Genomic DNA, 20,869 nt, shown 5'->3' with positions numbered 1-20,869 from the left:
CCCCCACCCTACGACTGTCTGCGTAGCCAGGGCCCTCGGGGAAAGATAATTCCTCCATTCAGATTCCTATTGTCCGACAGCTCTCTTAGACTCAGGCCCAGTCTTCCAGGGAAGGGCCGTCATGAAACGCACGCTATGGACGCTGTTGGGTTTGATGGGGCTGGTCGCGCCCGCCTGGGCGGAGGAGCCGCCGGTGCAGGATCCCCTGCTCGATGCGCCTGTCGCGCAGGCCACGGCCAGCAGCGACGCTCGCGGCGTGCTGCGGGCCCGCAACCAGGCACTGCTTTCCAGTGAACTGGCCGGGCGTATCAATGAAATGCCCTATGCCGAAGGCCAGGCATTCAAGCAGGGCGAAGTGCTGGTGCGTTTCGACTGCAGCGCCTACCAGGCCCAGTTGAATGCCGCCAATTCCGCCGTGCGCGCGGCCCGGGAAGAACTGAAGAACAAGCAGCAGCTGGCCGCTCTCAATTCGGTGGGCCGTTTCGAAGTGGCCCTGGCCGAGGCGCACCAGGCGCAGTCCCAGGCCGAGGCCCAGGTCTACCAGGTGCAGGTACAGCGCTGCCAGGTCCGGGCGCCGTTCGACGGCCAGGTGGTGGCGCGCAAGGTGCAACCCCATGAGAGCGTGGCCGCCGGCGCGCCGCTGCTGGAGGTGGTGGACAACCGCACCCTGGAGATCCACCTGCTCGTCCCCTCGCGCTGGCTGAACCGGCTCAAGCCGGAGCAGACCTTCAGCTTCGTCCCCGATGAAACCGGCCAGCCGCTGCAAGCCGTGGTCAAGCGCCTGGGCGCGCGGATCGACGAAGGCAGCCAGACCCTGCTGCTGATCGGCGGCCTGCCGGCCGATGCCCACGGCCTGCTGGCTGGCATGAGCGGCACCGCGCATTTTGCGGAGACGCCATGAGCGCGGCCCTGCCGGTCGGCGCCGAGCGTGTCTTCGCGCTCTTCCTCGGCCTGGAGCAGCAGGCCCGCCAGGCCGCCAGCACCGAGCAACTTGCCTTCGCCATGGTCAACGACGGCCAGGCGCTCTTCGGCTTCCGCCATGCCGCGCTGCTGATCGCCGGCAAGGTGCGCGCCCTCACCGGAATCAGCCTGGTGGAGCCCAATGCCCCCTTCGTGGCCTTCGTCGAGCGCGCCGCCGGGCAACTGCTCGGCCAGGGGCTGCTGGACGAGTCCAGCAGCGTCGATGCCGCTCGGCTGGACCAGCAGTGCCGTGCCGACTGGCAGGCACTGTCCGCCGCCCAGGCCTTCTGGCTACCCCTGAAGGACCGTGATGGCGCCGTCTTCGGCGGCCTCTGGCTGGCCCGCGAACAGCCTTTCAATGAAGCCGAGCAGACCCTGCTGGTCCAACTGGGCGGTACCTACGCCCACGCCTGGCTGGCCCTGGAGCCGCGCAAGCCCTGGCGCCTGCGCTGGCCGAAGAAGAAGCGGCTGGCCCTTGCCGCCGGTCTCTGCCTGCTGCTCCTGGTGCCGGTACGCCAGTCGGTGCTGGCGCCGGCCGAGGTGGTGCCCCGGGGCGGCCGGGTGGTGGCGGCGCCTCTGGACGGGGTGATCGCCGAGTTCCTGGTCAAGCCCAACCAGAACGTGGCTGCCGGCGACCTGCTGGTGCGTTTCGACGCCACCAGCCTCAAGGCCCAGGCGGATGTCGCCGAGCGTGCCCTGGGCGTGGCCGAGGCCGAACTCAAGGCCAGCACCCAGCGCGCCTTCGCCGATGCCGAGTCCAGCGCGCGCATCGACCTGCTGGCCGCGCGGGTGGAGCAGAAGCGCGCCGAGCGCGACTACGCCCGCCAGCTGCTGGCGCGCAGCGAAGTGCGCGCCGAACGGTCCGGTATCGCGGTGTTCGCCGACGCCGAACGCTGGACCGGCAAGCCGGTGCAGACCGGCGAGCGGCTGATGCAGATTGCCGATCCGGCCCAGGCCGAGCTGCGCATCGAGCTGCCGGTGGGCGATGCCATCGCCTTGCAGCCTGGCGCCGAAGTGGCGCTGTTCCTCGACAGCGATCCGCTCGATCGCCACAGCGCACGCCTCGAACGTGCCGCCTACGAGGCCGAGACCACCGCCGCCGGCAAGCTGGCCTACCGCCTCGACGCCGCCTTCGCCGAAGCGCCACCGCGCATCGGCCTGCGCGGAACCGCCAAGCTGTTCGGCGAGCGCGCGCCGCTGGCTTACTACCTGCTGCGCCGGCCCCTGGCCGCGCTGCGCCAGGGCCTGGGCTTCTGATGCTGCCGGCGCTGCGTCCCGACCTGCAACTGTCGCCGGCCGCTCCCGGGCTGGACGGCGCGCCCCAGTGGACCCTGGCCGACCCCCTGCGCGGGCGCTACTTCAAGCTCGGTGCCAGCGCCGTGCGCCTGCTCCGCCACTGGGCTCTGGGCGAGCCGCAGCGGGTGCTGGCGGCGGCCAACGCCGAGCCCGGGCTGCCCCTGGGCGCCGTCGACCTGGAGGAACTGCTGCGCTTTCTCCGTGGCCATGACCTGATCGCCGCCCTGGACGCCGAGCAGCGCGCCGGCTACGCCGCCAGGGCCGCCGCCCAGCGCCAGGGCCTGTGGCAGCGGGTGCTGCACCACTACCTGTTTTTCCGCATCCCGCTGTGGCGCCCGGACGCCTTCCTCGATCGCGCCTGGCCGCTGCTGCAGCGCAACGGACCCTCACTGCTGCGCTGGGGCCTGCCGCTGGTGTTCGTCCTCGGCCTGTTCCTGGTGGCGCGGGACTGGGAGCGCTTCCTCGCCACCTTCCCGCACCTGTTCAGCCTGGGCGGCGCCATGGCCTTCGGCGTCGCCCTGGCCTTCGCCAAGCTCTGCCACGAGTTCGGCCATGCCTTCATGGCCAAGCGCGCCGGCTGCCGGGTGCAGAGCATGGGGTTGGCCTTCATGGTGCTGCTGCCGATGTTCTACACCGATGTCAGCGACGCCTGGCGGGTCAATGACCGCCGCTCGCGGCTGCTGATCGGCGCCGGCGGCGTGCTCGCCGAGCTGCTGCTGGCGGTGCTGGCACTGCTGGCCTGGTCGCTGCTGCCGGACGGCCCGGCGCGTACCTCGGCCTTCATGCTGGCCAGCGCCACCTGGGTCACCACGGTGCTGGTCAACCTCAATCCCTTCATGCGCTTCGATGGCTACTTCCTGCTCAGCGACCTCTGGGGCGTGGACAACCTCCAGGCGCGGGCCTTCGCCCTGTGCCGCTGGCGCCTGCGCGAAGCGCTGTTCGGCTACGACCAAGCCATGCCCGAGCCCTGGCAGCCGGCCATGGCCCGGCGCCTGCTGCTCTGGGGCTACGGCTCCTGGCTGTGGCGCGCGGTGCTGTTCTTCGGCATCGCCCTGGCGGTCTACCACCTGTTCTTCAAGCTGCTGGGCATCTTCCTGATGCTGGTGGAGCTGGTCTGGTTCATCGGCCTGCCGGTCTGGCGGGAGCTGCGCGAATGGTGGCAGCGCCGCGACCAGGCGCGGCCAGGCAAGGTCATGTTGACCGGCGTCGGCCTGCTGGTGCTGCTGGCCTTGCTGGCGCTGCCCTGGCGCAGTTCGGTGGACGTTCCGGCCCTGCTGGAGGCCTCCCGTACCACCGCACTGCACGCGCCCCTGGCGGCACGGCTGAAGCAACTTCATGTACGGGACGGCCAGGCGGTGGGGCAGGGCGATCTGCTGCTGGAACTGGAGTCCCCTGACCTGGACGCGCGCCAGGCCATCGCCCGCCGCGAGATAGATATCCTCCAGCTGCAATTGCGCCGTCAGGCCGGGCGCAGCGAGACCGCGGCCGATGTCGGCATCCTCGAACAGCGCCTGGCCGAGGCCGTAGCCGAATACCGTGGCCTCGCCGCCCAGCGCGAACGCCTGCAATTGCGTGCGCCCCGGGCCGGCGTGGTGCGCGACCTGTTGCCGGACCTGACCCCCGGCCGCTGGCTCGGCCCCGCCGACGTGCTGGCGCGGGTGGTGGAGCCCGGCCTGCGCCTGCGCGGCTACCTGGCCGAAGAACAGCTCTGGCGCGTGCAGCCGGGCGCCGAAGGGCGCTTCATCGCCGACGACCCGGCGCGCCCGGCATTGCCGGTCCGCCTCGAGGAAGTGGACGCCACCGGTGTCGCCTTCCTGGAACTGGAGGCCCTCACCTCCGACCGCGACGGGCCCATTGCCGTGCGCCGCGATGCCCAGCACCGCGCCGAGCCGGTGCAGGCCCAGTACGGCGTGCGCCTGAGCCCGCTGGACGCTTCCATCCACCCGGCCCAGCCCCTTCGTGGCGTGGTGCTGCTGGACGGCGAGGGGCAGTCGCTGCTCGGCTTCGCCTGGCGCCGGCTGGCGGCGCTGGGGATCAGGGAAAGCGGTTTCTGAGGATCGGTCCATCTGCCTTCGAGGCGCCAGGACAGTGCGATGCCGACCCATTCGCCACGTCTCGCCGGGTATCTGTGGGAATAGAGCAGCGGCTTCATACAAGTGTTTGGGAAAAGTGCTATTGCTTGTTCAGGAAACAGTGGCGATTGGCCAATGCCTTCGACTAATCTCCTGCTGTTGAGGTCGCGTGATAGCAAAATAATACGGAGTCGGCCCCTTCCACCCAGGGTGCCGCCAGCAAGGACGCACGACGCCATGCCGAGCCTGGAGTTGAACCTTCGCCCCATCGCGGATGCCGATATGGCGTTCCTGCGTGCGCTCTATGCGACCACCCGCGCCGACGAGATGGCCGCCACCGGCTGGAGCCAGCCGGCCATCGACGCCTTCCTCGCCCAACAGTTCGACGCCCAGCACCGCTACTACCAGGAGCACTACCAGGACGCGGAGTTCTCCCTGATCTGCCGCGGCGGTCAGGCCATTGGCCGGCTCTACGTCTTTCGCGGGCCCGACACCTTCAACCTGATGGACATCGCCCTGTTGCCCGAATGGCGGCAGCGGGGCATCGGCACGCATTACCTAGAGGCCCTGACCCGCGAGGCGGACCGCGCCGACCGGGCCATCCGCCTGTTCGTCGAGGCCGACAATCCGGCCCGGAACCTCTACGACCGCTTCGGTTTCGTCGTCACCGGCAACAACCACGTCTATCTGCAGATGCACCGCGGCACCCGTTCGCAGCGCGCACAGGAGGTGTCCCCGTGAGCCCGATCCCCACCCGCCAGGAGTTCGAACAGCAGCTCGACCAGCCATGGCATCTGAGCTGGGAGGGTGGCGAAGGCCTCGCCGTCAGCCTGGTCGAGGTCAGCGAAAGGACGGCGATGAACGCCCGCCATGAGTGTTATTGCGCGGTCTTCGCCCTGCCCGCTGGCATCCAGTTGCCCCAGCACACCTATCTGCTGCGCAGCCCCGGCACTGCCCAGTGGCCTGTGCTGCTGACGCCGATCGGCCCGGACGAGGAGGGCGAACGCCAGCTGCTGCAGGCGGTATTCCATAGCCGCAGGGCCGCCTGAGGCGAACAGGATCAAGAGCTTGTCCCGCGCAGCGATGCGCAACCTGCCGATGAGTCGGCGTCAACAAGGAGCAACAGCGATGAGCGATCCCTTTCTCGGCGAAATCCGCATGGTCGGCTTCAATTTCGCGCCCCGTGGCTGGGCCTTCTGCCAGGGCACGTTGATGTCCATTGCGCAAAACTCGGCGCTGTTCGCGCTGCTCGGCACCACCTACGGCGGCAACGGACAGACCACCTTCGCCCTGCCGGACCTGCAGGGGCGCAGCCCAGTGGGACAGGGGCAGGGGCCGGGCCTGACGCCCATCACGATCGGTGAGGTGAGCGGCATGGAAAGCGTGAGCATCCTGTCCACGCAGATGCCCGCGCACACCCATACCGCGGTGCCCACCAGCAACTCCATCACCGCGTCGGGGCAGGCCGCCATTCCCGCTGCGACCACCGGCACGACCCAGGCCAACCCGGGGCCGACCACCGTCCTCGGGCCGATCGCGGCGTCCGGCCGGGCCGGCACCCTGTACGCCACCGGCGCACCCGATACCACGCTCGCGCCCTTCAACGTCAGCGTGATGGGGGACATGCCGGGTATCACCATAGGCATCAGCGGCGGCAGCCAGCCCCTGCCGCTCCGCAACCCCTATCTGGGCGTCAACTTCGTGATCGCACTTGAAGGGATCTTCCCGTCGCGCAGCTGATCGCGCCGAGCGGAAGCGCAACAGGGCGTCGGGGGAAGGCCGTTCGCGGCCTCCCCCCATTCCAATGCACCAGGAGGTGCTCCATGTGGTGGAAGAAAAGTGGCCCCCGACCGACGTCGAACCCGCCGGCGCGAAGCGCGCTGGCCGTGGCGCTCGAGCCGCGGATGATGTTCGATGGCGCGGTGGCCGCCACCACTGCGCAGGTGACGGACGCCCAGCCGGCAGCGGACGGTGGCGACGTCCAGCCGTCCACCACCGATTCCCAGGCAGCCAGCGAAACCCTGGCCGCGACCCCGGCCGGGACCGCGGACAACCGCCAGGAGGTGGTGTTCGTCGACAGCCAGGTGCAGGACTACCGGCAACTGGTCGACGGCCTCAAACCCGGCACCGAAGTGGCGGTGCTGGATGCGAACAAGGACGGCCTGCAGCAGATGGCCGACTACCTCGATGGCCGCAGCAGGATCGATGCCATCCACATCCTCAGCCATGGCGATATCGGCAAGGTCCAGCTGGGCAACGACTGGCTGGACAGCGGCGACCTCGCCGCCCGCAGCGAGCTGCTGAACGCCATCGGCCAGTCCCTGGGCGCCGACGGCGATATCCTGCTCTACGGTTGCCAGGTGGGCGCCAATGGGGAAGGGCGGGCGTTCATCGATGGCCTGGCCGCCGCCACGGGCGCTGACGTTGCCGCATCCAGCGACCCGACCGGTGCGGCGGCTAGGGGCGGGGACTGGGTGCTGGAGGTCGGCCAGGGTCAGGTGGAAACGTCCGTGTTGGAGGTGGCCGATTTCACCGGCCTGCTGGTTGCATTCAGCGACAATCTCGACAGTGCCAATACTATTAGCGGCGTTACCAGTTTCACCCGCGACCTGGGTGGCGTGTCCTATACCTTCACCTTCACTACCGACGGTGATGGTGGTGACTTCGCATGGGAAAACATCAACGGTTTCGGCGACAGCGCGTCGATCAACATGCTCTCGTTCGACGGCACCAATGCCGTCGAACTGGTCACCATCGCACGCACCGACGGGCAGGACTTCACCTTCAGCAGCATCTTCATCGACAACGCCAGCGGTGGTACCACCAACGTACGCGGCTTTCTCGACGGCCTGGCGGTGGGGTCCAACCAGAGTATGGCCGTGGGCTCATCCGGAACGCTGACGTTCGGCAGTCTTCGTGTCGACCAGGTGCAGATCACCTCCACCGACTTCTTCGGCACCAACTTCGATAATTTCAGCGGCGATACCGACCCGCCCCTGACCGCGCCGAGCCTGTCCGCCACCGCCGCCAACCCGTCCTTCACCGAGAATGGCAGCGCCGTCGACCTGTTCAACAGTGTGACCGCCCTCACCAACGACAGCGGCCAGACTTTCAGCGGCATGACCCTGACCGTGACCGGCCTCGGCAATGGTGCCAGCGAGCTGCTGAATGTCGGCGGCAGCGACATCGCCCTCACCAATGGCAACAGCGGCACCATCGCCGGCATCGGCAACTACAGCGTCAGCCTTGCCGGCAGTACGGCGACCGTCGCCCTTTCGGGCATGAGCCGTACCAATATCCAGATGGGCGCGCTGGTCGACGGCATAACTTACCGCAATACCAGCGACAATCCGGGCAGTACGAGCCGCGCGGTGACCATCACCAGCGTCACCGACAGCGGCGGCAGCAACAACAGCGCCAGCCCCAGCATCACCTCGACCGTGGCGGTGGCGCCCGTGAACGACGCGCCGAGCCTGGCGCCGGCCAACGACACCGCCTTCTACACCGAAAATGGCGCGGGCGCGGTGCTCAGCTCGAGCCTCACCATCAGTGACCCGGACAGTGCCAACTTCCAGGGCGCCACGGTCACCATCAGCGACTTCCGGACAGGCGACGTGCTCAGCGTCGGCACGCCTGGTGGCTTCACCACCAGCTTCGACAGCGCGACCGGCGTGCTGACCCTGACGGGCTCCGGCACCCTGGCCGCGTTGCAGACCGCGCTGCGATCGGTCACCTACTCCTCGACCTCCGACGATCCCACCTTCGGCGGTACCGATGGCACTCGGCAGATCAGCTTCGCCGTCACCGATAGCAGTGGGGCGAGTTCGGCCGTCGCCATCTCGCAGGTCGCGATGACTGCGGTGAACGACGCACCGACCCTGTCCGGCGGCCCCTATGTCTGGGTCGGCACCAGCGAAGACGCCACCTCGTCGGCGGTCACCGTCGCCAGCCTGCTGGGCGGCCTGACCCACGCCGATGCGGACGGCCCGGCCAGCGGCATCGCCCTTACCGCCAGCAGCGGCAACGGCACCTGGCAGTACTCCACCGACGGCCTCACCTGGACCAGCGTCGGCAGCGTTTCCAGCGGCGCGGCGCTGTTGCTTTCCGCCAGCAGCCAGCTGCGCTATGTCCCCGACGCCCAGAATGGCGAGAGCGCGACCCTGACCCTCCGGGCCTGGGACCAGACCACTGGTACGGCATCCACCAACAGCACCCGCAATACGGCCGATACCACCACCAATGGCGGCAGCACGGCGTTCTCCAGCGGCACCGCGCAGGCCACGCTCAGCGTCAGCAGTGTCAACGACGCGCCGGTGCTTGTCCCGGTCGCGCCCACCCTGACCGGCCTGAGCGATGGCGATATCAACAATGCCGGCCAACCGGTTTCCAGCTTCGCTGGTGGCACCATCAGCGACGTCGACAGTGGCGCGGTCAGTGGCATCGCCATCACCGGGCTGAACGCGGGCAACGGCACCTGGCAGTACAGCGTGGATGGCGGCGGCAGCTGGTCGAACGTGGGCAGCGTCTCCGACGGCGCCGCATTGCTGCTGCGCTCCACCGACCGGGTGCGATTCGTGCCCGACGGCATCAACGGCACCAGTGCCAGCCTGACCTATCACGCCTGGGACCAGAGCGGCGCCACCAGCGGCCAGCAAGGCACCAAGGTGGACGCCTCGGCCAACGGCGGCACGTCGCCGTTCTCCGTTGCCAGCGATACCGCCAGCATCACTGTCACCGCCATCGACGACGCCCCGGTGGTTACCACCAGCGGTGGCAGCGCCGCCTTCATCGAAGGCGACAACCTCGCCTCGACCCCGGTGGCGATCGACCCTGGCATCACCCTGTCCGACAGCGATTCGGCGTTGCTGTCCAGCGCCACCGTCGCCATCACTGCCGGCTTCCAGGGTGGCCAGGATGTGCTGGCCTTCAGCAACGACTCGGCCGCCATGGGCGATATCACCAGCAGCTACAACAGCGCCACCGGCGTACTGACGCTGACTTCCGCCGGCGGCGCCTCCGCTGCGCAGTGGCAGGCCGCCCTGCGTGCCGTCACCTACGGCAACAGCTCGGATACGCCCGCTACCGCGACCCGCACCATCGGTTTCGCGGTAAGCGACGGCAACAGCTTCAGCGCGACGGCCAACCGCACCCTCACAGTGGGTACGACCAACGATGCGCCGATCGTCACGGTACCGGGCAGTATCGCCGTGAGCGAAGATGTCGCCACCGCCATCACCGGCATCAGCTTCAGCGATCTCGATGCGGGCAGCAGCAGCGTCACCGTCACCCTGAGCGTGGCTGCGGGCAGCCTGAGCGCCACCAGTGGCGGCGGCGTCACCGTGGGCGGCACCGCGTCCGCCCTGACGCTGACCGGCTCGATCGGCAACATCAACGCCTTCATCGCCGGCAGCAACCTCGGCTACACCACGGCGCTCAATTCCACCGCCGGTGTCACGCTCACCGTCACCATCGACGACAACGGCAACACCGGCGGCGCACCCAGGAGCGACAGCGAAAGCGTCACGCTCAGCGTGACCGCGGTGAACGACGCCCCGAACATCACTGCTCCGGGCAGCAGCAGCGTCACCGAGGACATCCCGCAGGCGCTCACCGGCATCAGCTTCAGCGACGTCGATGCCGGCTCCGGCGTGGTCAGCGTCCAGTTCAGCGTCGCGCCTGGCAGCGGCTCCCTCAGCGCCACCAGCGCCGCCGGCGTGACCGTGCTCGGCTCCGGGACTGGCTCCCTCAGCCTCAGCGGCACGCTGGCGGACATCAATGCCTTCATCGCCGGCGGCGCCGTCAGCTTCACCACGGCCAGCAACGCCACCGGCAACGTGGTGCTGTCGCTGGGCATCGACGACGGCGGCAACACCGGCACCGGCGGCAACCAGACGAGCAGTACCTCGCTCACCCTGGTGGTCAGCGCCGAGAACGATGCGCCGGTCAATAGCGTGCCGGGCAGCCAGACCGTCCTGGAGAACGGCGTCCTGGTCTTCAGCGCCGGCAACGGCAACGCGGTCTCGATCGCCGACGTGGACGCCGGCGGTGGCACGGTGCGGGTCACGCTCACTGCCAGCAACGGCCTGATCACCCTGGGCAGCACCGCCGGTCTGGTGTTCTCCGTGGGCAGCGGCACCGGCGACGGCACCATGACCTTCGACGGCAGCATCAACGACATCAACAATGCCCTGGCCGGCCTGAGCTTCACGCCCACGTCCGGCTACCACGGCCCCGCGTCGCTGCAGATCACCACCAACGATCTCGGCCTGTCGGGCAACGGTGGCAACCAGACCGATAGCGACACCCTCCTGATCAACGTCGACCAGCCCAATCCGACCATCACCAGCGTCGCCGGTGGCAGCCCCGACGGCGGCTACAAGGTGGGCGACACGGTCAATATCAGCGTCAGGTTCGACCAGGCCGTCACCGTGAGCGGCGGCGTACCCACGCTGCTGCTGGAAACCGGCAGTACCGATCGTGTCGCGACGTACCTGTCGGGCTCGGGCAGCGACACCCTGACCTTCAGCTATACGGTGCAGGCCGGGGACCTCAGCGCCGACCTGAACTACCAGTCCACCGCTGCGCTGGCCGGCAATGGCGCCACCATTCGCAGCGCGATCAACGACGACGCCATCCTCACCTTGCCCGCCCTGGCCGGCGGCAACTCCCTGGCCGGCCAGAGCGCCATCGTCATCGACGGTATCGCACCCACCGTCACCAGCGTCGGCGTGCCGGCCAACGGCACCTATGTCGCTGGCCAGAACCTGGATTTCACCGTCAACCTCAGCGAAGCGGTGACCGTCGACACCAGCGGCGGCACGCCGCGCATCGCCGTCATCCTGGACGGTGGCGGCACGGTGTTCGCCAACTACCTCAGCGGTTCCGGCAGCACCGCGCTGGTGTTCCGCCTGACGGTTTCCAACGGGCAGTTCGACAGCGATGGCATCAGCGTCGGCAGCGTCATCCAGGCCAACGGCGCGGTCCTGCGCGATGCCGTGGGCAATGATGCCGACACCACCCTGAACAGCGTCGCCAGTACTGCGGGCGTGCAGGTGGATGCCGTGGCGCCCACCGTGGCCAGCGTCAGCGTGCCCCCGGCCGTGCGGTACAACGCCGGCGATGTGCTGACTTTCGTGGTCAACGCCAGCGAGGCGGTGGTCGTCAGCGGCACCCCGCGTCTCGCCCTGGATATCGGCGGCAGCACGGTATTCGCCAACTATGTGACCGGCTCCGGCACCAGCAGCCTGGTGTTCCAGTACAGCGTCCAGGCCGGCGACAACGACGCCGACGGCATTGCCGTCTCCAGTCTCGCGAGCAACGGCGGTACCCTGCGTGACGCCGCCGGCAACGACCTGAACCTGACGCTGAACGCGGTCGGCAATACCAGCGGCGTGCTGGTCGACACCACCGCGCCGGGTCCCAGCGGCATCGTCACCCTCGACTCCTCGCCGACCAATGCCGGCAGCGTGCGCTTCAGCGTCACCTTCAGCGAGGACGTCACAGGCGTCGATCTGGCCGACTTCAGCCTGGTGACCACCGGCACCGCCGGCGGCAGCCTGACCGGCATCAGCCAGATCGACGCGCGGACCTACCAGCTCACCGTCAGCGGCCTCACTGGCACCGGTACCCTGGGGCTCAACCTCAATGGCGCCGGCACCGGTATCGTCGACCTCGCCGGCAACGCCATCAGCGGCGGCCTGGTGGGCGCGCTGTACAGCTTCGACCGAGACGCGCCGACGGTCACCAGCGTGGCTGTGCCGGCCAACGGCACCTATGTGGTCGGGCAAAACCTCGACTTCATCGTCAACCTCAGCGAAGCGGTGACCGTCGACACCAGCGGCGGCAGCCCGCGCATCGCCGTCACCCTGGATACCGGCGGCACGGTGTTCGCCGACTACCTCAGTGGCTCCGGCAGCACCGCGCTGGTGTTCCGCCTGACGGTGGCCAGCGGCCAGTTGGACAGCAATGGCATCAGCGTCGGCGGCGCCATCCTGGCCAATGGCGCGACCTTGCGCGATGGGTTGGGCAATGATGCCGACCCCAGCCTCGACAACGTCGCCAGCACCACCGGCGTACAAGTGGATGCCGTGGCACCGGGCGTGGCCAGTGTCAGCGTACCGATCTGGCTTCGATACCGGGACGGCGACTTGCTGACCTTCGTGGTCAACGCCAGCGAGGCGGTATTCGTCAACGGCACTCCACTTCTCGCCCTGGATATCGGCGGCAGCACCGTATTCGCCGACTACCTGTCCGGTTCCGGCGGCAGCGCCCTGGTGTTCCAGTACCGCGTGCAGCCGGGCGAAAACGACGCCGACGGCATCACCGTGACCGGCCTGGCCAGCAATGGCGCGACCCTGCGCGATGCCGCCGGCAATGACCTGACCCCGGACCTGAACGCCGTCGGCGACACCCGTGGCGTGATCGTCGACACCACGGCGCCGAGCGCCATCGGCCTGGTCCGCGCGGACGCCTCGCCCACTTCGGCGCGTACCCTGCGTTTCACCCTGACCTTCAGCGAGGACGTCAGCGGCGTCGACCTCGACTACTTCAGCCTGAACACCACCGGCGATGCGGTCGGCACCCTGCAATCGCTGGAGCAGGTGGACGCGCGCACCTACCAGATCATGGTCGGCAATGTCGCCGGCAATGGCTCGCTGGGCATCAGCCTGAACAACCCCGGCGCCGGCATCCGGGATGCCGCCGGCAACGTGCTGGTGGGCAGCCTGGTGGGCGAAAGCTTTGTACTCAGCCAGAGCGAAGGTGACCCGCAGTTCCGCATCGAATCGCCGGCGCGCATCCCGGAAACACCCAACGCGCCGATCGACATGCTCCTGCCGGGACCGCCGCCGCCGCCCTTCAGCTCGCCGCTGCTGCCCTTGCCGCTGTTCGAGGTGCAGACCCCGGGCAGCGGTTTCCCGACCCTGGGCAGTCTCTTCAGGCACAACGGGGCCGTGGCGCCGAGCTTCATCGCCCAGGTGTTCGCCAGCGGCGGTGTCAGTGATGGCGACGCTTCGGCCAGCGGTTTCCTCGGTTTCGGCGGGGGCGACGCCGGGGTCTTCGGCAGCAGCAGCCTGGCCAGCTTCTTCGACAGGGAGCTTGCTGACGGTGCCGGCCAGATGAAGCCCTTCGACACCAGGCCCTGGCACCGCTCGGCGGATGCCGGCCAGGGCGCCCGGGACGGCTTCGGCGCGCCCACGCTGGGCCGGCAGCTGCAGGACATCCAGGACAACGAACAACGACAGGTCGACGAGCTGGCCCGGGCGCTGCGGCAGATCCAGGCGGACCCGCCACAGGCCTGATCGACACGAATCAGAACAATATGTACGCCGTGACCAAGGGGGCGGCCCAAGGATGAGCAGAGCAGGGAAATTCTTCAGTGTCAGCGTGCTGGCGCTGGCCATCAGCGGTTGCGCGGTGACCAGCCAGCCCATCGACCGCAGCGTCAGCGAGCAGCGTGCCCGCCAGGACCTGCAGGCCATGTTCAAGGATCAGGAGCCCCTCGGCGGCCCCCTGACGTTGCACCAGGCCATGGCCCGCGCGGTGAAGTACAACCTCGAAGCGCGCCTCAAGGTGATGGAGGAGGCCCTGGCCAAGCGGCAGGTGGACCTCGCCAGCTTCGACATGCTGCCGCGCATGGCCATGGAGGCGGGCTACGCCGGGCGCAGCAACGTCAGCGCCGCCAGCAGCCGGAGCGTACTGACCAACACCCAGTCCCTGGAGCCTTCGACTTCCCAGGACCGCGATCGTGGCGTGGCCGACCTGACCATGGTGTGGAACGTGCTGGACTTCGGGGTCAGCTATGTCAGCGCCAAGCAGCAGGCCGACCAGCGATTGATCGTCCAGGAGCGTCGCCGCAAGGTGATCCACACCATCATCCAGGACGTGCGCTCGGCCTACTGGCGGGCGGTGGCCGCCGACCGCCTGCTGAAGCAGATCGACGGCCTGATGGCGCGGGTGGATGAGGCCCGTGGCAGCAGCCAGCGCATGAGCCGCGAACGCATCGGCGATCCGGTACAGGCCCTGAGCTACCAGCGCGCCCTGATCGAGGCCACCCGCCAGCTGGAAGAGCAGCGCCGCGCGCTGTCCCTGGCCAAGACCGAGCTGGCCGCACTGGTCAATCTGCCGCTGAACACCGACTACAGCCTGGCCGCCGGCGACGACTACCCGGTGCCCGAACTCAAGGTGGACATCGCCCGCCTGGAAGAAGAAGCCCTGGCCAGCCGCCCGGAACTGCGCGAGCAGGACTACCAGGCGCGCATCAGCGCCGCGGAAACCCGCAAGGCCATGCTGCGCATGCTCCCGGGCCTGGAGTTCTCCGCCGGCGGCCACTACGACAGCAACTCCTTCCTGGTGAACCAGAGCTGGGCCGACTACGGCGTGAAGGTCACCTGGAACCTGTTCAACGCCATTTCCGCACCGGCCGCCATCGACGTCGCCAAGGCCGGCGAATCCGTCGCCGCGGCCCGCCGCCAGGCCATGTCCATGGCCGTGCTGGCGCAGCTCTACGTGGCCAACGCCAATTACCAGGAAGCCCTGCGGCAGTTCCGGACCAACCAGCAACTGGCCGACCTGGACGGGCAGATCGTCGAGCAGCTGCGCAACCGCCACCAGGCACAGAACATCGGTGAGCTGGAACTGATCCAGGGCGAGCTGAACACCCTCGATGCCCAACTCCAGCGCGACCTGGCCTACGCCGAACTGCGCAACGCCTATGCCCAGCTCTTCGTCAGCGCCGGTGTCGACCCGCTACCGGGAACCCTGCCGGACGACAGGCTCGCCACCATCGCCAGCGCATTGGAAAGCAGCGAAGCGCGCTGGGCGAGCGGGGATATCGGCGCGAGGTAGGTTGGCGCTGGGCGAAGCGAGGCCCAACGGGCAACCCCTCTCCCACCGGAAGAGGGGTTGCCCGTGCCGAGTAGGACGCCGGCGGCCAGGCCCTTGACGAAGGTCCGCCGCGAGGTTTTGCACTGCATGCCGTTTCAATCCAGTCAGTCGAAAGAGGCACCGCGCAAAACTGCCGTATCGGGAAAGGGCAGGTGATTACATTTCTGTCAGCTTCGCGGGGCTCAGTCCCATCCGCTGGTCTATCGTTTCTCAACGGCAGTGGTAGGGCGCGCGCCTTTGCCGGGTTCAAGGACAACCCAACTCCTCTGCGGGAGAAGCACCATGCCAATCCGCAACAGATTCAGTGCGGTGTTGCTCGTCCTGCTGGCCAGCAACCCGCTGTACGCCGCCACGGATGCCGGCATCTCCGCAGCCGAAGGCGACGACGCCCCCGCCGCCGGGGTCTCAGCCGCGCCCGAAGCCGCCCCTGCAGCCGCGCCTGCGGCCCAACCCGCCGCCAGCCAGGCGGTGTTCAGGACCGAAGAGCTGGACCAGATGATGGCACCCATCGCCCTCTACCCGGACTCGCTGCTGGCCCAGGTGCTGATGGCTGCGACTTACCCGGGCAACGTGGCCGATGCGGTCGCCTGGTCCAAGGCGCACCCGGATGTCAGTGGCGACGCTGCCGTGAAGCAGGTGGCCAACCAGCCCTGGGATCCCAGCGTGCAATCGCTCGTGGCCTTTCCGCAGGTGCTCGCCACCCTCGGCCAGGACCCGGCCTGGGTGCAGCGCGTGGGGGACGCCTTCCTCGCCCAGCCCAACGACGTGATGGATTCCGTCCAGCGCCTGAGGCGCCAGGCCCAGGCCGCCGGCAACCTGCAATCCAACGAGCAGCAGAAGGTCAGCGTGCAAGAGGCGCCGCCGCCCAGCTCCACCACCACCGTGGTGCAACCGGCCGCCAGCACCCAGACCATCGTCATCGAGCCCGCCGACCCGCAGGTGGTCTACGTGCCCAGCTACAACCCCACGGTGGTCTACGGCACCTGGTCCTATCCGTCCTACCCGCCGCCTTACTACCCGCCGCCGCCCAGCTACGGCTATCCCATCGCCACCGGCCTGGCGGCGGGCCTGGCCTTCGGCGTTGGCGTGGGCATCGTCAACTCCCTCTGGGGCGACTGCGACTGGGGCGGCGGCGATGTGGATATCGACGTCAACAAGTACAACAACATCAACACCAACAGGCAGATCGACCGCAGCCAGAACAAATTCGTCCACAACCCGATCAACCGCGACGGCGTGCCCTACCGCGACAACCGCAACCGCCAGCAGAACGGCCTGCGCATGTCCGGCGGCGAACAGCGCCAGGCCCTGCGTGGCTATGATGCCCAGCGCACCGCCGAGCGCCAGCGGGCCAGCCAGAGCCTGCAGCAGCGAGGCATCCAGGCCCCGGCCGCCAGCAACCAGCAGGCCCGCGAAAGGGCCCAGGCCGCCTCACGCGACCTGCGCACCGACCCACAGGCGCGGCAGCGGGCCGAAAGTGCCGTGCAGCAGCGCCAACGCACTGATGCGAACCGCCAGCAACGGCCTCGGGCGCAGAACAACCAGCAAGTGCGGCAACAGGCCCGCCAGCAGCAGTCCGCCAGTCGGCAGGGCCCGCGCAACAACGCATTCGCCGGGGCGCGCCAGCCGTCCCAGACGCGCGCGGCTACCAGCCGGGGTGAGTTCAGCCGAGCCTCCGCCTCGCGCCCGCAAAAGGCTTCTGCCGGTCGGCAGGTGCAACGGCCAGCCCACGCACCGTCTCGTGGCGGTGGTGGCCGCCGGCGCTGAAAGGAGACAGCACATGAACCGCGCAATCCGCATCTTCGCCCTGTTGTCACTGGCCACCTGCGCCTTGGGCGCCGTCGCGCAGCAGAGCTTCAAGACCCCGCAAGCCGCCGCGGACGCCTTCGTCGCCGCCCTCGGCACCGAGAAGGCCGATGCCGATCGCCTGGCCGCGCTGCTGGGGGCCCATTGGCAGGACTACATTCCCACCAAGGGCATCGAACGCGAGGACGTCGACGCCTTCCTCGCCTACTACCGGGAAAAACACGAAATCCAGAGCGCCATCGAGGGCCGCGCCCACATCGTCGTCGGCAACGACCCCTGGACGCTGCCCATCCCCCTGGTGCAGGGCAAGGACGGCTGGCATTTCGATGCCCGGGCGGGCGGCGAGGAAATCCGCCTGCGGCGCATTGGCCGCAACGAACTGGCCGCCATCCAGGCCGCCGAGGCCTATCACGATGCGCAGATGGACTACGCCGAAGTCGACCGCAACGGCGACGGCGTGCTGGAGTACGCACAGAAGTTCATCAGCACGGATGGCCAGCATGACGGCCTTTACTGGGCCGACGAAGACGGCATGGAAGAGAGCCCCCTCGGCCCCCTGTTCGGTGGCCAGACCAAGGGCGACGACTGGCACGGCTACCACTTCCGCATTCTCTCCGCCCAGGGCCCTTCGGCTCCCGGCGGCGCCTATGACTACATGCTCGGCAAGGCCATGAGCCGTGGCTTCGCCCTGGTCGCCTGGCCGGCGCAATACGGCGACAGCGGTGTGATGAGTTTCATGATCAGCCACGAAGGCCAGATCTTTCAGAAGGATCTCGGCCCCGAAAGCGAAAAGCTCGCCAAGGCCATGACCCGCTTCGACCCCGACAGCAGCTGGGATGAAATCAAGACCCAGGATGAGCCGGGCTCATAGCCACGTAGGATGGTCGGCAGGGCTTCAACGAAAAAGCCGCAGGGTGCCATCGGCACCCTGCGGCTTTTGTATAAGGTCGGGCATCCTTGCCCGCCCACGCTTACCAGGAGGCGAGCGCGGGATTCATGCGGGCAGGAGCCTTGGCTTCAGCCCGGTTGGCGGCCCACTTGACCAGCAGGGTCATCGCGACGAAGCCGAGGCAGATGAGCACCGGGTAGGCGACCATGATTTCGCCCAGGGAGTACTTCCAGCTCAGCGGGCGGGCAATACCCAGCATCGCCCCGTAGAACCAGGACACCCCGGAAACGACGCCCGAGAACAGCGCGATGCTACGGGCATTGACGTCAAGCTTGAGCAGGTTGCCAGCCTTGTCCAGTGCAGGCATCACCACGCTGTGCAGCACCCAGCCGTTCAGCGTCAGGAGCACCACGACCAGGATCTTGGCCTGCAGCTTGGGGTTGAGGAAATACATCGCGCCTTTCACCGAGTAGTCCAGCGCCAGGATGCCGATCCCGGTCACCCAGAGTGCGGCCAGCGCGATCAGCACGGTCTTCTTCAGCATGTGCAGATGTTCCTTGTCGGCAGCGGTCGCGTTGCCGCCCTGGAACAGTTGCTTGATCATGGCGATATCGCTGGTCAGGACCAGGCCGATGGCCACGCAGCAAGCGATAAGGTGGGCGTAGACCACACCCATCCGGGTCAGCTCCATGGTTGCCGGCTGTTGAAGCACGGAAGCAACAAGGTGAAAAAGCTCCATGGTTTACCTCTTTTCTAGCAATTTGAGCGGCTGTACTAATGCAACAGCGGCATTGAACAAATGGGTTCTAACGTTCGCCAATTACCGCGAACGAAAAGGCCTGTTCGGGAGATGCGACACCCGGGTCGCGGACGTACATCTGCCATGCCTTTTTTCGAAACGAACAATCCCCTGCACATGAACTTGTGCATGCGGAGTCGTTCCGGGGGTGGATACAAATGGGGGTCGCACCGACGATGCGGATGCCGCGGCACGACCTGATCGCCGGGGCATAGTAATCGCAACTTGCGGATTTTGATCAAAAAATGATCAAAAGTCCGACGAGCGGCAGTGCATCCGATGGTTATAACAGCCCTGCAAAAGGTGTGGGATAGCCTCTAAACCGGTGGTTTCCTGAAGGCCCCACCCCTTCCAGGCAGCCCCGAAAATTTCGGGCATCGCGAGCTGGCAAATCAGTCATTGAGTGGCTGGTTTGCCATCGATATACATGTGGCGATGAAGGTTCCCCTGATGACCCAGACCACGAAAGTCATCTGAATTCGGCCTCCTGCAACGTGGCAAGGGCCAGCCCCGTAGGATGGGTAGAGCGGAGTCGGATCGATGGGTTTCGCAAGCTCGCGGAACGCCGCCCGACTCCATCCAATTACAGAGCTGCCCTTGCTTCTCCTGTAAGAGTGAATTCATTCGCGAAGTGCCCCGCAGGGGCACCCTCACGAGCCCCCCAACGCCCGTGTAGATAGCCTTCCAATGGTTCCGGTTGGTCAGCCAACCCCCTTGGCTGCCGATTGGTAATCGCTGCCCGACGAGAGGGAGATCCCTGCCTGGGGAACCGGTTCAGGGGCATCTAAAGTGTTGGGTAGTCGCGTTTTGCCATTAGTGCTGTGGCAGCGCATGCACCTGAGCCGGGCAGTCAGCCCAGGAAAGGAAGCAGCAATGATGAAGGCGCTCCTGTGTGCGATCTGTGCTTGCGCTGTCGGCACATTGCTGCCGAGCTCCGCACAAGCTACGCCATGGCCGTTCCTGGTGTTCGACGAAGATTTCCACGTTCAGGAGGGCAGCGAGATACAGATTGAAAACATGCCCAGGACCACGAACCAACAGGGTTTCGGCAATTGCTTCGCCCATTCTGCGGCCATGATCTTCAATTTCTACGCATGCAGGTCCCAGGGGATCGATTGCCCAAGTGCGCCCACGGACCAGCTGGCATCGACCCTCGATATGACCCGTTTCGGTTCCATGCCCGATGGCGAGCCGGACTATCCGTCTTCATACAGCAGAATCGATGAGGGCGGCTCAGGAGCGCTGGCCTTGCATATTTCGACTGTCCTCGTCGGCACGGTCGCCAGCGAAGCCTGCTTCCCCTCGCAGACCCTGTACAAAGACATGGTCGCTACCGACCAGACGCTTACCCGGGATGAACTGCTCATGCAGCGGAACAATCTCGAACGCCTGAAAGAGTTCTATGAGGCCTACCGGGGTATCGTTCCGCCTTGTGCCGACTGTTCTCTGGACGATGCCGATCCGGTTCTGGAATTCAGCCAGCTGAGCAACGCGCAGCCCAGCGCGGAGCAACTGTATCGAGCGCTTGGCGAGGCTTCGTTCGGAGCCTTCCTGGAGCGAGCCATTTTTCCCGAACCCTGCAGCGAAACCGAAGGCAGGGCCCGTTTCGAGTTCAAGGACTCCATGGTTTTCAACTTCTACCCGAGGGCAGAGAAGCAGCGAAACTATGCGTCGGTAATGGCTGCCATAAAGAAGTCCCTCAGGGCGAACAATCCTGTGCTGCTGCAGAATGTCTGCGTCAAGGAAGAGGGTGAGAGTTGCTTCAAGGGCGATGAGAATGGCCACTCGGTGGTCATCTACGGTTATCGCCGCATGTGTGCCGGCGATGAGGTCGAGTGCTACGACGCCCTGCGGATAAAGAACAGCTGGGGTGAGCAGTGGCAGCAGGAACACGATGACGGCTGGGTCGCTGCTGGGGAGTTGCTGGATTCGACGGGCTACCGCAAAGGAATCCTGAGCTGGCTCGAGTTCGCAGCGAAGGGGCAACGGGCATCTCGATAATCCGTTGCTCTCTCGCGTACGCAGGGACATCCGCCGGCACATTCGCGAAGGGCTGCATGGAAGCCCCGTAGGGTGCGCCGTGCGCACCGGCAATTCCGCGCGGACGTTTCGGTGCGCGCAGCGCACCCTACGCGGTTTTCGACAGCCTGGGGAAACGCGCCA

The 20,869-nt window shown here is 67.1% G+C and carries 12 protein-coding genes; 11 read left to right on the top strand and 1 reads right to left on the bottom strand.

Translation table 11 applies throughout. The features are described from left to right. Positions 1-121 precede the first annotated feature (121 nt). The 10 genes from ACFPU0_RS07130 to ACFPU0_RS07085 all read left to right on the top strand — a co-directional run bounded on the left by ACFPU0_RS07130 (position 122) and on the right by ACFPU0_RS07085 (position 17,889). Positions 122-901, top strand: a complete 780-nt coding sequence (locus ACFPU0_RS07130) for an efflux RND transporter periplasmic adaptor subunit (protein WP_377692140.1) — start codon at positions 122-124, stop codon at positions 899-901. Then, positions 898-2,217 (top strand): efflux RND transporter periplasmic adaptor subunit, encoded by a 1,320-nt coding sequence (locus ACFPU0_RS07125; protein WP_377692139.1) that lies wholly within the window; start codon positions 898-900, stop codon positions 2,215-2,217. Before ACFPU0_RS07130 ends, ACFPU0_RS07125 begins: the two co-directional genes overlap by 4 nt. Continuing rightward, entirely contained in the window at positions 2,214-4,310 is a 2,097-nt protein-coding gene (locus ACFPU0_RS07120) for a biotin/lipoyl-binding protein (RefSeq protein WP_377692446.1), read from the top strand. The genes ACFPU0_RS07125 and ACFPU0_RS07120 overlap by 4 nt, the downstream gene beginning before the upstream one ends. Positions 4,311-4,610: 300 nt before the next feature. Then, the gene (locus tag ACFPU0_RS07115) at positions 4,611-5,069 is read left to right on the top strand and encodes a GNAT family N-acetyltransferase (protein WP_377692138.1); all 459 of its coding nucleotides are present in this window, start codon (positions 4,611-4,613) and stop codon (positions 5,067-5,069) included. Further along, on the top strand, positions 5,066-5,377 hold the full coding sequence (locus ACFPU0_RS07110; RefSeq protein ID WP_377692137.1) for a DUF6916 family protein: 312 nt from the start codon (positions 5,066-5,068) through the stop codon (positions 5,375-5,377). The genes ACFPU0_RS07115 and ACFPU0_RS07110 overlap by 4 nt, the downstream gene beginning before the upstream one ends. A 79-nt stretch (positions 5,378-5,456) precedes the next feature. Further along, on the top strand, positions 5,457-6,068 hold the full coding sequence (locus ACFPU0_RS07105) for a phage tail protein (protein WP_377692136.1): 612 nt from the start codon (positions 5,457-5,459) through the stop codon (positions 6,066-6,068). 83 nt (positions 6,069-6,151) lie between these two features. Continuing rightward, positions 6,152-13,627 (top strand): DUF4347 domain-containing protein, encoded by a 7,476-nt coding sequence (locus tag ACFPU0_RS07100; RefSeq protein WP_377692134.1) that lies wholly within the window; start codon positions 6,152-6,154, stop codon positions 13,625-13,627. Between the two features lie 52 nt (positions 13,628-13,679). Next, positions 13,680-15,173: a TolC family protein gene (locus ACFPU0_RS07095; RefSeq protein WP_377692133.1), complete on the top strand. Its 1,494-nt coding sequence runs from the start codon at positions 13,680-13,682 to the stop codon at positions 15,171-15,173. 321 nt (positions 15,174-15,494) lie between these two features. Continuing rightward, entirely contained in the window at positions 15,495-16,979 is a 1,485-nt protein-coding gene (locus tag ACFPU0_RS07090; protein WP_377692132.1) for a DUF3300 domain-containing protein, read from the top strand. Positions 16,980-16,992: 13 nt separating this feature from the next. Further along, entirely contained in the window at positions 16,993-17,889 is an 897-nt protein-coding gene (locus tag ACFPU0_RS07085) for a DUF2950 domain-containing protein (RefSeq protein WP_377692131.1), read from the top strand. A gap of 100 nt (positions 17,890-17,989) precedes the next feature. On the opposite strand, the gene ACFPU0_RS07080 is transcribed toward ACFPU0_RS07085, so the two are convergent. Beyond that, positions 17,990-18,646, bottom strand: a complete 657-nt coding sequence (locus tag ACFPU0_RS07080; RefSeq protein ID WP_377692130.1) for a hypothetical protein — start codon at positions 18,644-18,646, stop codon at positions 17,990-17,992. 933 nt (positions 18,647-19,579) lie between these two features. Between ACFPU0_RS07080 and ACFPU0_RS07075 the strand changes: the two genes are divergently transcribed. Beyond that, positions 19,580-20,707, top strand: coding sequence for a hypothetical protein (locus tag ACFPU0_RS07075; protein WP_377692129.1), 1,128 nt, complete (start codon positions 19,580-19,582; stop codon positions 20,705-20,707). The last annotated feature ends 162 nt before the right edge of the window (positions 20,708-20,869 follow it).

It is taken from the genome of Pseudomonas sp. GCM10022186 (genome assembly GCF_042656385.1).
In the GTDB taxonomy this organism is placed as follows: Bacteria; Pseudomonadota; Gammaproteobacteria; order Pseudomonadales; family Pseudomonadaceae; genus Metapseudomonas.
Note: the sequence above shows the minus strand (reverse complement) of the source record. Positions and strands in the feature narration are given on the sequence as shown.

Excerpts from the sequence above, each read along its gene's own strand:
- ACFPU0_RS07125 (WP_377692139.1), top strand. The coding sequence starts at position 898 with ATGAGCGCGGCCCTGCCGGTCGGCGCCGAGCGTGTCTTCGCGCTCTTC.
- ACFPU0_RS07080 (WP_377692130.1), bottom strand. The coding sequence starts at position 18,646 with ATGGAGCTTTTTCACCTTGTTGCTTCCGTGCTTCAACAGCCGGCAACC.
- ACFPU0_RS07100 (WP_377692134.1), top strand. The coding sequence starts at position 6,152 with ATGTGGTGGAAGAAAAGTGGCCCCCGACCGACGTCGAACCCGCCGGCG.
- ACFPU0_RS07105 (WP_377692136.1), top strand. The coding sequence starts at position 5,457 with ATGAGCGATCCCTTTCTCGGCGAAATCCGCATGGTCGGCTTCAATTTC.
- ACFPU0_RS07085 (WP_377692131.1), top strand. The coding sequence starts at position 16,993 with ATGAACCGCGCAATCCGCATCTTCGCCCTGTTGTCACTGGCCACCTGC.
- ACFPU0_RS07095 (WP_377692133.1), top strand. The coding sequence starts at position 13,680 with ATGAGCAGAGCAGGGAAATTCTTCAGTGTCAGCGTGCTGGCGCTGGCC.
- ACFPU0_RS07130 (WP_377692140.1), top strand. The coding sequence starts at position 122 with ATGAAACGCACGCTATGGACGCTGTTGGGTTTGATGGGGCTGGTCGCG.
- ACFPU0_RS07090 (WP_377692132.1), top strand. The coding sequence starts at position 15,495 with ATGCCAATCCGCAACAGATTCAGTGCGGTGTTGCTCGTCCTGCTGGCC.
- ACFPU0_RS07075 (WP_377692129.1), top strand. The coding sequence starts at position 19,580 with ATGATGAAGGCGCTCCTGTGTGCGATCTGTGCTTGCGCTGTCGGCACA.
- ACFPU0_RS07115 (WP_377692138.1), top strand. The coding sequence starts at position 4,611 with ATGGCGTTCCTGCGTGCGCTCTATGCGACCACCCGCGCCGACGAGATG.